Here is a 13436-nt window from a genome sequence, read left to right as displayed (position 1 = left end):
GGGAGGGGGTTGATCGAAAAGTACAGTGTACGGAGAAACACCATGAGCCAGACTCAGGCAGAACGACTCCAGGCGGAGCGCAAACTGGCGGAAAACCAGTTCGACATTACCCAGTACCAGCACGTGCCACGGCGCTATTACGGGCGGATCTTCTTCGCCACCCTGATCGTCATCGCGATCATCGGTCTGGTACGGGCCTTCGCCGAAGGCAAGATCGAATGGTCGTACATCGGCCAGTTCCTGACCTCCCAAGCGATCATGTGGGGCCTGTTCAACACGATCGTCATGGCCGTGCTGGCGATGGCGCTGGGCATCGTGTTCGGGGTGATCACGGCGATCATGCGCATGTCGGCCAACCCGATCCTGCGCTACGTGGCGCTGACCTACACCTGGCTGTTTCGCGGTACGCCGCTGATTCTGCAACTGCTGTTGTGGTTCAACCTGGCGCTGATCTTCCCCACCATCGGTATTCCCGGCCTGTTCCAGCTCGACACCGTGAGCCTGATGACCCCGTTCGTGGCCGCCCTCCTCGGCTTGAGCATCAACCAGGGCGCCTACACCGCTGAAGTGGTACGCGCCGGCCTGCTGTCGGTGGACACCGGCCAGTACGAAGCCGCCAAGTCGATCGGCATGCCGCGCCTGCAGGCGCTGCGCCGGATCATCCTGCCCCAGGCCATGCGGATCATCATTCCGCCGGTGGGCAACGAGTTCATCGGCATGGTGAAAATGACCTCGCTGGCGAGCGTCATCCAATACTCGGAACTGCTCTACAACGCCCAGAACATTTACTACGCCAACGCCCGGGTCATGGAGCTGCTGATCGTCGCCGGTATCTGGTACCTGGCCACCGTCACCGTCCTGTCCTTTGGTCAAAGCCGTCTGGAGCGTCGTTTCGCTCGCGGCGCCGGCAAGCGTTCTTGAGGAATCCGTCATGAGAAACATCGTCAAGGCCGTGAGCCTGAACAAATATTACGACCAGTACCACGCGCTCAAGGACATCAACATCGAAGTCGAGCAAGGTGAAGTGCTGTGCATCATCGGCCCGTCCGGCTCGGGCAAGAGCACCCTGCTGCGCTGCGTCAATCAGCTGGAGAAGATCGACAAGGGCGGCCTGTGGGTCGACGGCGAACTGGTCGGCTACCGCGTCGTCGGGCACAAACTGCACGAACTCAACGAGTCGCAGATTGCCCGCCAGCGCCTGGCCACCGGCATGGTGTTCCAGCGCTTCAACCTGTTCCCGCACATGACTGTGCTGCAAAACATCATCGAAGGCCCGTGCCAGGTGCTCAAGCGTTCGCCCAAGGAAGCGCACGAAGAGGCCCTGGAACTGCTGGCCCGGGTCGGCCTGGCCGACAAACGCAACAGCTACCCGATTGAACTGTCGGGCGGTCAGCAGCAACGGGTGGCGATTGCCCGCGCCCTGGCCATGCGCCCCAAGCTGATGCTGTTCGATGAACCCACTTCGGCACTCGACCCGGAACTGGTCGGTGAGGTGCTGTCGGTGATGCGCGATCTGGCGCAGACCGGCATGACCATGATCGTCGTCACCCATGAACTGGGCTTCGCCCGGGAGGTTTCCAACCGCATGGTGTTCATGGACGGCGGGCAGATCGTGGAGGCTGGAAGCCCCGAAGAAATACTAATAAGTCCGCAAAACCCACGCACCCAAAGCTTCATTTCTGCCGTTCGAACCTGAGGCCCCTTTGGCCTTCACAACATTCATAAGAGAACGTCCATGAAGAACTTCGTCATTCCAGCAGTACTCACCTCCCTCATGTCTTGCGGTGTCGCCGTGGCCGCCGAGTTACCGGCCAGCATCAAGGAGAAAGGCGAGATCGTCGTCGCGATCATGCCCAACTATCCGCCGATGGATTTCAAGGACCCGGCCACCAACACGCTCACCGGCCTGGATTACGACCTGGGCAACGCCCTGGCCGAACGCCTCGGGGTGAAGATCAAGTGGCAGGAAACCGGCTTCGAGCAAATGATCAACGCCCTGACCACCGAGCGCGTGGACATGGTTCTGTCGGGCATGACCGACACCGCCGAACGTCAGGCCAGCGTGACCTTCGTCGACTACTTCACCAGCGGCCCGCAGTTCTACACCTTGCAGAAAAACACCGCGACCAACGAGATCATCGACCTGTGTGGCAAGAAAGTTGGCACCAGCCGCCGCACCACGTTCCCGGCGGAAATCGCCGAGTGGAGCAAGGCCCACTGTGAAGCCGCGGGCAAGCCTGCAATCAACGTGATCGGCACCGAAGGCTCGGCCGACGCCCGCGCCCAACTGCGCCAGAGCCGTATCGACGCGGCGATGCAGGGCAGCGAAACCCTGTCGTACCTCAAGACCCAGGAAAAGGACATGTACAAGACGGTCGGCCAGCCGATCTCCGTGCAGTTCACCGGGCTGGGTGTGAGCAAGAAGAAGCCTGAGCTGAGTGAGGCGGTGAAGGTGGCGCTGCAGAGCATGGTGGATGACGGCAGCTACAACGCGATCCTGAAGAAATGGGATCTGGAGCTGGGTGCGATCAAGAACGTGACCATCAACGCGGGCAAGTAAGGCCTCGCCACTGATGCCCGCTGCGATCTTTTGATGGATCGTTCCCACGCTCTGCGTGGGAATGCAGCCAGGGACGCTCTGCGTCCCGAACAAAGATCGCAGCCTTCGGCAGTTCCTACAGATGAGTATCGGAGCGCTGTGATGTCCTCCCCACCCCAACCCACCTGGCCCGCCCCGCACAAAGCCTGCCTCGCCCTGGCCTTCGACCTCGACGGCCCGACCGGCGACGCCATGCTCAACAACTCGATCTGGCACAAACCCGAATACTTCGGCTTCGGCGGCTACGGCCCCTACCGCGCCTTGCCACGCCTGCTGGATCTGCTCGACGCCTTCAAGATCCCGACCACCTTCTTCGTCCCCGCGTGGGTCGTGGAAAACTGGCCGAAACAGTGCCAGGCCATTGTTGAGCGCGGTCATGAAGTCGCCTACCACGGTTACAAACACGAATCCTTCTACAGCCTGACGCTGGACCAGCAGCAGGCCGTGATGAACAAGTCCCGCGACGTGTTCTGGCAATACCTGCACATCCGCGCCGAAGGTTTTCGCACCCCGTCCGGCGACTGGCGCGCCGAGACCCCGGCGATGCTGGCCGACAACGGTGTCATCTATTCCAGCAGCATGCGCGGCGACGATCGCCCGTATCTGGTCAACGTCCCCGGCCACGACACACCGCTGGTGGAGATCCCCGGTCGCTGGGAAATGGACGACTACGCCTCCCTCGCCTACACCCGCGCCCCGAACTTCCCGTCCGGGCTCGACCGCACCGCCAGCTACGAGCTGACCCTCGACAACTGGCAACGCGAATACGACGGCGCGATGGACGAAGGCCTGTGCCTGACCACCCTGTTCCACCCGAAAATCACCGGCAAACCGGGGCGCGTCCTGTTGCTGGAAAAACTCTTCGAACACATGCGCCAACGCGATGACGTGTGGTTCGCTACGTGCCGCGACGTCGCCCGCTGGTGGCTGAAGGAGCATCACCATGGCTGACGCTGACAACCTCTGGCCCGCCGGCAAACGCTGCGCGGTGGTGCTGACCGTCGATTACAACGATATCCACGGCATTCTCACCCAGGCCCCGGAAGTCGCCGGGCGCGACAAGACGCTGTCGGTGTGGCGCTACGGCACGCAACGGGGCGTCGAGCGTTTGCTCGGCCTGTTCAGGGAACTCGGGGTACGCAGCAGTTGGTTCGTGCCCGGCATCGTCGCCGAGGAAAACCCGCAGCACATCGCGACGATCCAGGCTGACGGCCATGAAATCGCCTGCGCCGGCTACCGCCATCAGGATTACGACACGCTGGATCTGGCGGCGCAAAGCGCGGACGTCGCCAAGGGCTGCGCAGCGCTGCAAGCGTTGACCGGCGTGCATCCGACCGGCTTCCGGATTCCGGCGGGCAACGGCGCGCCGGGCTTCATCGAAGCCTTGAAAGGTCATGGCATTCACTGGTCGTCATCATGGCGTGGCGATGATCTGCCTTTTTTGCACCCGACCGCGCCCGAAGTGGTCGAGTTGCCGCTGCATTACGAACTGGAAGACGAACCCTATTTCGCCTTCAACCTGAGCCCGGCCGTGCCGCCGGCGCAATCACGGATCGCCTCCTACAGCCACACCCTGGGCAACCTGCAAATGGACTTCGCCGGGTTCCATCGCTTCGGCCTGTGCTACGTGCTGCGTCTGCACCCGGAAATCATCGCCACACCGGGGCGCATCGGTGTGCTGCGCGAATTGCTGCAAGGCATTCAGCAGCATGACGACGTGTGGATCGCCACCGGCGCCGAAGTCGCGCAGTGGTGGGCGCAAACCGCGGCGCCGGTCGCGCAGGATCATCCGGCGTCGGTGTATGAGCGCCATTATCGGGACTACCTTGTATGACCGAACGCATGCAGCGGCTGGCGCAGTTTTGCGTCGAAACGCGGTTTGAAGACCTGCCGCCGGCGTTGGTGGAACAAGCCAAGCGGCACATTCTCGATACCTTCGGCGCGGCGCTGGCCGGAGCCGACAGTGCGGTGGCGCTTCAGGCGCGCCAGGTGTTCGGTGCCGAGTCGGGCACCGCGTTGGTCTGGGGTTCATCGTTGCGGGTCGGCCCGGGGCATGCCGCCTTGCTCAACGGCATCGCCGCCCACGCACTGGAGCTGGACGACACCGGCGGTTGCGATCACTCCGGCGCGGTGGTGTTGCCAGCGGTGATGGCGGCTTTGTCATTGGTGGATCGGCCGGTGGACGGTCGCGAGTTCATCACCGCCGTGGTCATTGGCTACGAGATCGGCCGACGGGTGCTGGAAGCCTGCGGCAGTTATTCGGCGCACAACGGCGCCGGCTGGCATTCCACCGCCACCTGCGGCGTGTTCGGCGCGGCGGCGGCCTGTGCGCGGGTCTTTGCGCTGGATGCGGCGCAAACCGTGTCGGCGCTGGGCATCGCCGGCAGTTTCAGCGGCGGCTTGTGGGCGTTCATTCATGACGGCTCGCAGAGCAAGAAACTGCACAGTGGCCGGGCGGCCGAGGGCGGTTTGCTGGCGGCGCGTTTTGCCCGCGAAGGCGTCAGTGGGCCGTCGGTGTTGTTCGAGGATGTCTGGGGTGGCTTTCTCAAGACCCTGGCGCCGGGCAGCGCGCAACCGGATGCGCTGGATGCTGAATTGGGCCAGGTCTGGAAACTCGCGCGCTGTTCGATCAAGCCCTACGCCGCCTGCCGTGGCACTCATTCGGCCATCGATGCGCTCGGGTTGTTGTTGGAACAGTTGCAGGTCGGCGCGGATCAGGTGGAAGACGTCCAGGTCAACCTGTGCGGGTTTCTGCTCGACATGTGCGGCGGTCGCGACACTCGCAGCCTGGCCGCCGCGCAGATGAGCCTGCCCTACGCCCTCGCCGCACGACTGGTGCATGGCCATTGCCAGCTAGAGGCTTACGATGAGCAGCCACGCAACGATCCGCAAATCGCCCACTGGCTGACGCGCATTCGCCTTGAAGTGGATGAGCGACTGGCGGAGGATGGCGAGCCGCTGGTCGTTGTTCGAACCCGCGACGGGCGTCAGGCGAGTCTGTGTGTCGAGGTGCCGCTGGGGGCGCCGGGCAATCCGTTGAGCGAGGCGGCGCTGGAGGCGAAGTTTTTCAGTCTGGCGTTGCGAGTGCTTTCACCGCTCAAGGCCGAGCCGTTACGGGCGCAACTGCGGCAACTGCAAACGCTGGATTCCGTGCGCGATCTCGAGCACCTGTTAACCGAATAAGGACATTTGATTTTCCGTGGCCACCTACTCGCTCGTTATCCGCCGCCTGATGATCGTTTCGCTGACCATCGTCGTCAGCCGCGCCATCACCAGTCCGTTGCTCACGCTGTTTTTGAGTCACAAACTCGGCCTCAACCAACAGGATGTCGGGTTGTTGCTGGGCATCGCGGTGTTCATCGCCACCCTGCTCGCGCTGTACGGCGGCTACATCATCGACCGGCTGGAGAAACGCCGGTTGCTGATTCTGGCGATGCTCTCCAGCGCCGTCGGCTTCGTGCTGCTGACCTTCGCCCAAGACCTGTACCTGACGACCGCCACCCTGGTCATCACTGAAACCGCCTCGGCGCTGTTCCTCATCGGCTCCAAGGCGATCCTCAGTGAAAACCTGCCCATGAGCCAACGGGCCAAGGCGTTTTCCCTGCGCTATACGCTGACCAACATCGGTTACGCCACCGGCCCGATGCTCGGCGTGGTGATCGCCGGGGTGTACCCGATTGCGCCGTTCCTGATGGCCGCGGGCATCGCTTTCGGCAGCATCTTCCTGATGATCGGCATCCCGAAGGACGCCAGCCCGGTCGCCGCGATCGGCCAGCCGCAAAGCTTCCTGAAGACCCTGATCACCCTGAAAAACGACCGCACGCTGATCATGTTCACCTGCGGCTGTCTGCTCAGCACCGTGGTCCATGGCCGCTTCACCCTGTACCTGTCGCAATACCTGCTGGTGGTCGAAGACTCGCAGCGCGCGTTGCAAACCATGGCCGCCCTGCTCGCCTGCAACGCCATCGCGGTGATCCTGCTGCAATACCAGATCGGTCGTTTCCTCAACCGGGAAAAACTGCGCTACTGGATCGCCGCCGGCACCAGCCTGTTCATCCTCGGTTTGATCGGCTTCAGCCTCGCCGACAGCCTGGTGACGTGGTGCATCGCGATGTTCATCTTCACCCTCGGCGAGATGATCATTTACCCGTCGGAATTCCTGTTCGTCGACACCCTGGCCCCGGAAGAACTGCGCGGCAGCTATTACGGCGCGCAGAACCTCGCGGCCCTCGGCGGCGCGCTGAGCCCGGTGATCTGCGGCTTCCTGCTGATGCACACGCCGGCGCCGACCATGTTCTACGCCCTCAGCGCACTGACGGCGATGGGCGGGTTCCTGTGTTTCATGAGCGGGCGGCGCGTGGCTTTACTTCATAAATAATGCACTGAAACTGCATTTATATGAATTTGTCAGCATCGTGATTGCTTGGCACACTGTGCGCGTTCCTCCCCCAATAGCTGGAACACTTCGAAGGACTTTCCGCATTGACGGACAAGTCCTTTTTTTTGCCCTGAATTTCGCAAAGGATCGATTCTGCATGCTCGCTCGCTGGTTGCCCGCCGCCATCAACACCCGCCCCGCCGAATGGAGCCGCGCCGCCATCGGCATGGCGCTGGGCACGTTGTTCAGCGTGTGGGCGTGCAGTCAGGTGTTCGGCATTGAAGTGGCCTACCACCTGATCGGCCCGCTGGGCGCCTCGGCGGTGCTGCTGTTCGCGGTGTCCTCCGGCGCCCTCGCCCAGCCGTGGTCGATCATCGGCGGCTACCTGTGCGCCGGTGTCGTCGCGTTGCTGGTGGCCCATGTGCTCGGCCGAACCCTGGGCAGTGCGTGCCTCGCGGCGGGCATGGCACTGATCCTGATGTGCTGGCTGCGCTGCCTGCACCCGCCGGCCGGCGCCGTCGCGTTGACCATGGTGCTGGCCGACCCGATGACCATCGCCATGGACTGGAAAGCCCTGGAACCGGTGATGCTCAGCGCCGCCTGCCTGCTGCTGGGTGCACTGGCCTACAACAACCTGACCCGCATCCGCTACCCGAAACGCCCCGCGGAACCGGCGCCGGCCGTGGCACCGATGGATATTCAGTCCATCACGGCGCAAGATCTGAAATTGGCGCTGGCGCAGATGGAAGCGTTTATCGACGTCACGCCGGAGGATCTGGAGCAGTTGATTCATGCCAGTGAACGGCACGCCAGGCGGCGGAGCATTGGCCAGGTGTTCAGCTGAGTCCGGGCCTGTCCCTGTCAGCGTTGTCGATTGAAAAGAAGCCGCGATCCCGTGCATTTAGCCTAAGGTAAAAATGCAGACAGCCCGTGCACATATCCCCGTTGTACACGGCAAATTTGCACTGTTACGATCGGCTAACGCTCGCGTGCGAGCTTCTCGAATAAAGACAATAAAAGCAGGGAGTTAGTGATGACTGCTCAGGCTTCATCCCCGCGGACTTCGTCCATGGATGCCACGCCACACGAAGTGCTGGCCGAGGTTCGCAACCACATCGGTCACCTGACCCTCAACCGCCCCGCCGGCCTCAATGCCCTGACCCTCAACATGGTGCGCCAGCTCCAGCAGCAGCTGGATGCCTGGGCCGCCGATGCCGATATCCACGCGGTGGTGCTGCGCGGTGCCGGCGAAAAAGCCTTCTGTGCCGGTGGCGACATTCGTTCCCTGTACGACAGCCATAAAAGCGGCGACACGCTGCACGAAGATTTCTTCGTCGAGGAATACGCCCTCGACCTGACGATCCACCACTACCGCAAACCGGTGCTGGCGCTGATGGACGGTTTCGTTCTCGGCGGCGGCATGGGCCTGGTGCAAGGCGCCGATCTGCGGGTGGTCACCGAGAAGAGCCGTCTGGCGATGCCCGAAGTGGCGATCGGGTATTTCCCGGATGTCGGTGGCAGTTATTTCCTGCCGCGCATTCCTGGCGAACTGGGGATTTACCTGGGCGTCAGCGGCGTGCAGATCCGCGCGGCGGATGCGCTGTATTGCGGGCTGGCCGACTGGTACCTGGACAGCAGCAAACTCGGCACCCTCGACGAACAGCTCGACCAGTTGCAATGGCACGACACGCCGTTGAAGGATCTGCAAAGCCTGCTCGCCCGCCACGCCGTGCAAACCCTGCCGGACGCGCCGCTTCAAGCCTTGCGCCCGGCCATCGACCACTTCTTCGCCTTGCCGGACGTGCCGAGCATTGTCGAGCAACTGCGTGCCGTGACCGTCGCCGACAGCCACGAATGGGCAACCACCACCGCTGACCTGCTGGAAACCCGCTCGCCGCTGGCCATGGGCGTGACCCTGGAAATGCTCCGTCGCGGCCGTCATCTGAGCCTGGAACACTGCTTCGCCCTCGAACTGCATCTGGATCGCCAGTGGTTCGAACGCGGCGACCTGATCGAAGGCGTGCGCGCCTTGCTGATCGACAAAGACAAATCACCACGCTGGAATCCGCCGACCCTGGCCGGGCTGCACGCCGAACAGGTCGAGAGTTTCTTCCACGGTTTCGCTGAGAGCGGGAGCTGAGCCATGCACGATCTCGAATTGACTGAAGACCAGGTCATGATCCGCGACATGGCCCGGGACTTTGCCCGTGGCGAAATCGCACCCCACGCACAAGCCTGGGAAAAGGCTGGCTGGATCGATGATGGCCTGGTGGCGAAAATGGGCGAGCTGGGCCTGCTGGGCATGGTGGTGCCTGAGGAATGGGGCGGCACTTACGTTGACTACGTGGCCTATGCGCTGGCAGTGGAAGAGATCTCCGCCGGTGACGGCGCCACCGGCGCGTTCATGAGCATCCACAACTCGGTGGGCTGTGGGCCGGTGCTCAACTACGGCAGCGAAGAACAGAAACAGACCTGGCTGGCGGATCTGGCCAGCGGCGCGGTAATCGGCTGTTTCTGCCTGACCGAACCCCAGGCCGGCTCCGAAGCGCACAACCTGCGCACCCGCGCCGAACTGCGCGACGGCCAATGGGTGATCAACGGCGCCAAGCAATTTGTCAGCAACGGCAAGCGGGCGAAACTGGCGATCGTGTTTGCCGTGACCGATCCGGATCTGGGCAAGCGTGGGATCTCGGCGTTTCTGGTGCCGACCGACACGCCGGGCTTCATCGTCGACCGTACCGAACACAAGATGGGCATTCGCGCCTCCGACACCTGCGCGGTGACGCTGAACAACTGCAGCATTCCCGAAGCCAATCTGCTGGGTGAACGCGGTAAAGGTTTGGCGATTGCCCTTTCCAACCTGGAAGGCGGACGCATCGGTATCGCGGCGCAAGCATTGGGCATCGCCCGTGCAGCGTTCGAAGCGGCGCTGGGTTACGCCCGTGATCGGGTGCAGTTCGGCAAGGCGATTGTCGAACACCAGAGCATCGCCAACCTGCTGGCGGACATGCAGATGCAGATCAACGCGGCACGCTTGATGATCCTGCACGCGGCGCGGCTGCGCACGGCGGGCAAACCCTGTCTGTCGGAGGCTTCGCAGGCCAAGCTGTTTGCATCGGAAATGGCTGAGAAGGTGTGCTCGTCAGCGATTCAGATCCATGGCGGGTATGGGTATCTGGAGGATTACCCGGTTGAGAAGTATTACCGGGATGCGCGGATTACCCAGATTTATGAGGGGTCGAGCGAGATACAGCGGATGGTGATTGCTCGGGAGTTGAAGAACTACCAGCTCTGACTGATCGCCCCCACGCAAAGCGTGGGGGCGAACTCCATTACTTGCCCTGGAACTCAGCCGGCCGCTTCGCCACAAACGCCGCCATCCCTTCCTTCTGATCCTGCGTCGCAAATGCTGCATGGAACACCCGGCGCTCGAATCGCACGCCTTCAGTCAGATTCACTTCAAAGGCGCGGTTGACGCTTTCCTTGACCATCATCGCAATCGGCAGCGATTTGCTGGCGATCACCGCCGCGACGTTCAGCGCCTCATCCAGCAACTCGGCACTCGGCACGATCCGCGCAACAATGCCGCAGCGCTCGGCTTCCACGGCGTCGATCATGCGGCCGCTCAGGCACATTTCCATGGCCTTGGCCTTGCCCACGGCGCGGGTCAGGCGCTGGGTGCCGCCCATGCCCGGCAGCACGCCGAGGTTGATTTCCGGCTGGCCGAATTTGGCGTTGTCGCCGGCCAGGATGAAGTCGCACATCAGCGCCAGTTCACAGCCACCGCCGAGGGCAAAACCGTTGACCGCCGCGATGATCGGCTTGCGGCGGTTGGCCACGCGGTCGCTGTCGCTGAACAGGTCGTCCATGTAGATCTGCGGGTAGGTCAGATCAGCCATTTCCTTGATGTCGGCGCCGGCGGCAAAGGCTTTGGTCGAGCCGGTGATGACGATGCAGCCAATGTTCGCGTCGGCTTCGAAACCATCGAGCGCGCGGTTCACTTCGCTGACCAGTTGCGCGTTGAGGGCGTTCAGTGCCTGCGGGCGATTGAGGGTAATCAGGCCGACGCGGCCATGGGTTTCCAGCAAAATCGTTTCGTAACTCATGTGCAGATTCCTTCTCAAAGATTGCGCGAAATGACCATGCGCTGAATGTCGCTGGTGCCTTCGTAGATCTGGCAGACCCGCACGTCGCGGTAGATGCGCTCCAGCGGGAAGTCGTTGAGGTAACCGTAACCGCCGAGGGTTTGCAACGCCATGGAGCAGACTTTCTCGGCCATTTCCGAGGCGAACAGTTTGGCCATCGACGCTTCCACCAGCGCTGGTTGACCGCTGTCGCGCAGGGCGGCGGCGTAATGCACCATCTGCCGTGCCACGGCGATCTGGGTCGCCATGTCCGCCAGACGGAACGCCACAGCCTGGTGCTCGATGATGGGCTTGCCGAAAGTATCGCGCTCGCGGGCGTAATCACGCGCCGCTTCGAACGCGGCGCGGGCCATGCCCACCGCTTGCGAAGCGATGCCGACGCGGCCACCTTCGAGGTTGGCCAGGGCAATCTTGTAGCCCTCGCCCTCCTCACCCAGCCGATTGGCCACCGGCACTTTCACGTCTTCGAACAGAATCTGGCAGGTGTCCGAAGCGTGCTGGCCGAGCTTGTCTTCGATGCGGGCGACTTTGTAGCCCGGCGAATCGGTCGGCACGATGAAGGCGCTGATCCCGCGCTTGCCGGCGCTCGGGTCGGTGACGGCAAACACGATCACGATCCCGGCGTTCTGCCCGGAGGTGATGAACTGTTTGCAGCCGTTGAGCACGTAGTGATCGCCTTCCAGCCGTGCGCGGGTTTTCAGGCTGCTGGCGTCGGAACCGGCCTGCGGTTCGGTCAACGCGAAGGCACCGAGCATCGCGCCGCTGGCCAGCGGTTTGAGGAAGCGCTCGCGCTGGTCGTCATTGCCGAACGTGAGGATCGGCACACAACCCACCGAGTTGTGCACGCTCATGATGGTCGAACAGGCGCCGTCGCCGGCGGCGATTTCTTCCAGGGCCATGGCGTAGGCCAGGTAACCGGTGTCGCAACCGCCCCACTGCTCTGGCACCAGCATGCCGAAGAAACCCAGTTCGGCCATTTCGCCGATGGCTTCTTTCGGGAAGCGGTGCTCGCGATCCCATTCGGCGGCGAACGGTTTGAGCCGTTCCTCGGCAAACTGCCGGGCCATGTCGCGGATTTGTTGTTGGTCGTCATTGGGAATCATGGCAAATCCTTAAATGCATTCCACCGCCATCGCCGTGGCCTCACCGCCGCCGATGCAAATCGCCGCGACACCACGTTTCAGGCCTTTCTGGCGCAGGGCCGAGAGCAAGGTCACCAGAATCCGCGCACCGGAGGCACCGATCGGGTGGCCCAGGGCGCAGGCGCCGCCATGGATGTTGAGCTTGTCGTGAGGGATTTCCAGGTGGGTCATCGCCGCCATGCCGACCACGGCAAAGGCTTCGTTGACTTCGAACAGATCGACCTGATCCAGCGACCAGCCGGTTTTCTTCATCAGCTTCTTGATCGCGCCGATCGGTGCCACCGGGAACAGGCCCGGGGTGTCAGCAAAGGCTGCGTGGCCGTGAATCACCGCCAGCGGTTTCAGACCTTGTTGCTGCGCTTGCGACTGGCGCATCAGGACCAGTGCGGCGGCGCCGTCGGAGATCGAGCTGGAGTTGGCCGCCGTCACAGTACCGCCCTCGCGGAACGCCGGCTTCAGCGAGGCGATCTTGTCCAGTTTGGCTTTTGGCGGCTGCTCGTCGTTGCTGATAACGACTTGCTCCTTGCCCACGGTCACGGTCAGCGGAACGATTTCGTCCTTGAAGCTGCCATCCTTGATCGCCTGTTGGGCGCGGGTGGTCGAGGCGATGGCGAAAGCGTCCTGAGCCTCGCGACTGAAGCCGTTGGTTTCGGCGCAATCCTCGGCGAAGGTGCCCATCAGGCGGCCCTTGTCGTAGGCGTCTTCGAGGCCGTCGAGGAACATCGAATCCAGCACCCGGCCGTGGCCCATGCGATAGCCGGCGCGAGCGCGGTCCAGCAAGTACGGCGCGTTGGACATGCTTTCCATGCCGCCGGCGATCACCACGTCAGCGCTGCCGGCCAGCAGCATATCGTGGGCCAGAATGGTGGTTTCCATGCCCGAGCCGCACATCTTGTTGACCGTGGTGCAACGGGTGGACTTGTCCAGCCCGGCGCCCAGTGCGGCCTGACGCGCAGGCGCCTGACCGAGGCCGGCCGGCAATACGCAGCCGAACAGCACTTCATCGACTGCATCGGCGGCGACACCGGCGCGTTCAACCGCCGCCTTGATCGCGGCAGCGCCGAGTTGTGGCGCGGTCAGGCTTTTCAGTTCGCCCTGAAAACCGCCCATCGGGGTGCGGACGGCGCTGACGATGACAATCGGATCGTTGGACATAGTCATGGGAAATCCTC

Annotated in this window: 13 protein-coding genes; 10 read left to right on the top strand and 3 right to left on the bottom strand. The window is 62.8% G+C overall.

Translation table 11 applies throughout. The features are described from left to right. Positions 1–42: 42 nt before the first annotated feature. The 10 genes from ACKJSM_RS24175 (at position 43) to ACKJSM_RS24130 (ending at position 10272) form a co-directional block, all read left to right on the top strand. Positions 43–921 (top strand): amino acid ABC transporter permease, encoded by an 879-nt coding sequence (locus ACKJSM_RS24175; RefSeq protein WP_410239077.1) that lies wholly within the window; start codon positions 43–45, stop codon positions 919–921. Positions 922–931: 10 nt separating this feature from the next. Next, on the top strand, positions 932–1696 hold the full coding sequence (locus tag ACKJSM_RS24170; protein ID WP_039768627.1) for an amino acid ABC transporter ATP-binding protein: 765 nt from the start codon (positions 932–934) through the stop codon (positions 1694–1696). 39 nt (positions 1697–1735) lie between these two features. Beyond that, positions 1736–2560, top strand: coding sequence for an ABC transporter substrate-binding protein (locus ACKJSM_RS24165; protein ID WP_236179320.1), 825 nt, complete (start codon positions 1736–1738; stop codon positions 2558–2560). Between the two features lie 141 nt (positions 2561–2701). After that, positions 2702–3550 carry a polysaccharide deacetylase family protein gene (locus tag ACKJSM_RS24160; protein ID WP_410239076.1) on the top strand — a complete coding sequence of 283 codons (849 nt, stop codon included), beginning with the start codon at positions 2702–2704 and terminating at the stop codon, positions 3548–3550. Further along, on the top strand, positions 3543–4433 hold the full coding sequence (locus tag ACKJSM_RS24155; RefSeq protein WP_410239075.1) for a polysaccharide deacetylase family protein: 891 nt from the start codon (positions 3543–3545) through the stop codon (positions 4431–4433). The genes ACKJSM_RS24160 and ACKJSM_RS24155 overlap by 8 nt, the downstream gene beginning before the upstream one ends. Beyond that, positions 4430–5782 (top strand): MmgE/PrpD family protein, encoded by a 1353-nt coding sequence (locus tag ACKJSM_RS24150; protein ID WP_410239074.1) that lies wholly within the window; start codon positions 4430–4432, stop codon positions 5780–5782. The genes ACKJSM_RS24155 and ACKJSM_RS24150 overlap by 4 nt, the downstream gene beginning before the upstream one ends. A gap of 16 nt (positions 5783–5798) precedes the next feature. Then, positions 5799–6977, top strand: a complete 1179-nt coding sequence (locus ACKJSM_RS24145; protein WP_410239073.1) for an MFS transporter — start codon at positions 5799–5801, stop codon at positions 6975–6977. Between the two features lie 157 nt (positions 6978–7134). Further along, complete coding sequence (locus ACKJSM_RS24140) at positions 7135–7821, top strand: HPP family protein (protein ID WP_410239072.1); 687 nt, start codon at positions 7135–7137, stop codon at positions 7819–7821. A gap of 189 nt (positions 7822–8010) precedes the next feature. Continuing rightward, positions 8011–9117: an enoyl-CoA hydratase/isomerase family protein gene (locus tag ACKJSM_RS24135; RefSeq protein ID WP_410239071.1), complete on the top strand. Its 1107-nt coding sequence runs from the start codon at positions 8011–8013 to the stop codon at positions 9115–9117. 3 nt (positions 9118–9120) lie between these two features. Further along, a complete protein-coding gene (locus tag ACKJSM_RS24130; protein ID WP_039768643.1) occupies positions 9121–10272 on the top strand; it encodes an acyl-CoA dehydrogenase family protein in 1152 nt (383 codons plus the stop codon). 37 nt (positions 10273–10309) lie between these two features. Here ACKJSM_RS24130 and ACKJSM_RS24125 read toward each other — a convergent pair whose 3' ends face one another. From ACKJSM_RS24125 to ACKJSM_RS24115, 3 genes are read right to left on the bottom strand one after another with little or no spacing between them, the layout of a single operon-like run. After that, positions 10310–11083 carry an enoyl-CoA hydratase gene (locus ACKJSM_RS24125; RefSeq protein ID WP_236179286.1) on the bottom strand — a complete coding sequence of 258 codons (774 nt, stop codon included), beginning with the start codon at positions 11081–11083 and terminating at the stop codon, positions 10310–10312. Between the two features lie 14 nt (positions 11084–11097). Next, on the bottom strand, positions 11098–12225 hold the full coding sequence (locus ACKJSM_RS24120; RefSeq protein WP_410239070.1) for an acyl-CoA dehydrogenase: 1128 nt from the start codon (positions 12223–12225) through the stop codon (positions 11098–11100). Between the two features lie 9 nt (positions 12226–12234). Next, positions 12235–13425 (bottom strand): acetyl-CoA C-acyltransferase, encoded by a 1191-nt coding sequence (locus tag ACKJSM_RS24115; protein WP_410239069.1) that lies wholly within the window; start codon positions 13423–13425, stop codon positions 12235–12237. Positions 13426–13436 lie beyond the last annotated feature (11 nt).

Source organism: Pseudomonas sp. PHC1, from assembly GCF_046487845.1.
Lineage (GTDB): Bacteria > Pseudomonadota > Gammaproteobacteria > Pseudomonadales > Pseudomonadaceae > Aquipseudomonas > Aquipseudomonas sputi.
Note: the sequence above shows the minus strand (reverse complement) of the source record. Positions and strands in the feature narration are given on the sequence as shown.

Coding starts and splice junctions, on each gene's coding strand:
- ACKJSM_RS24175 (WP_410239077.1), top strand. CDS start 43: ATGAGCCAGACTCAGGCAGAACGACTCCAGGCGGAGCGCAAACTGGCG.
- ACKJSM_RS24170 (WP_039768627.1), top strand. CDS start 932: ATGAGAAACATCGTCAAGGCCGTGAGCCTGAACAAATATTACGACCAG.
- ACKJSM_RS24165 (WP_236179320.1), top strand. CDS start 1,736: ATGAAGAACTTCGTCATTCCAGCAGTACTCACCTCCCTCATGTCTTGC.
- ACKJSM_RS24160 (WP_410239076.1), top strand. CDS start 2,702: ATGTCCTCCCCACCCCAACCCACCTGGCCCGCCCCGCACAAAGCCTGC.
- ACKJSM_RS24155 (WP_410239075.1), top strand. CDS start 3,543: ATGGCTGACGCTGACAACCTCTGGCCCGCCGGCAAACGCTGCGCGGTG.
- ACKJSM_RS24150 (WP_410239074.1), top strand. CDS start 4,430: ATGACCGAACGCATGCAGCGGCTGGCGCAGTTTTGCGTCGAAACGCGG.
- ACKJSM_RS24140 (WP_410239072.1), top strand. CDS start 7,135: ATGCTCGCTCGCTGGTTGCCCGCCGCCATCAACACCCGCCCCGCCGAA.
- ACKJSM_RS24135 (WP_410239071.1), top strand. CDS start 8,011: ATGACTGCTCAGGCTTCATCCCCGCGGACTTCGTCCATGGATGCCACG.
- ACKJSM_RS24130 (WP_039768643.1), top strand. CDS start 9,121: ATGCACGATCTCGAATTGACTGAAGACCAGGTCATGATCCGCGACATG.
- ACKJSM_RS24125 (WP_236179286.1), bottom strand. CDS start 11,083: ATGAGTTACGAAACGATTTTGCTGGAAACCCATGGCCGCGTCGGCCTG.
- ACKJSM_RS24120 (WP_410239070.1), bottom strand. CDS start 12,225: ATGATTCCCAATGACGACCAACAACAAATCCGCGACATGGCCCGGCAG.
- ACKJSM_RS24115 (WP_410239069.1), bottom strand. CDS start 13,425: ATGACTATGTCCAACGATCCGATTGTCATCGTCAGCGCCGTCCGCACC.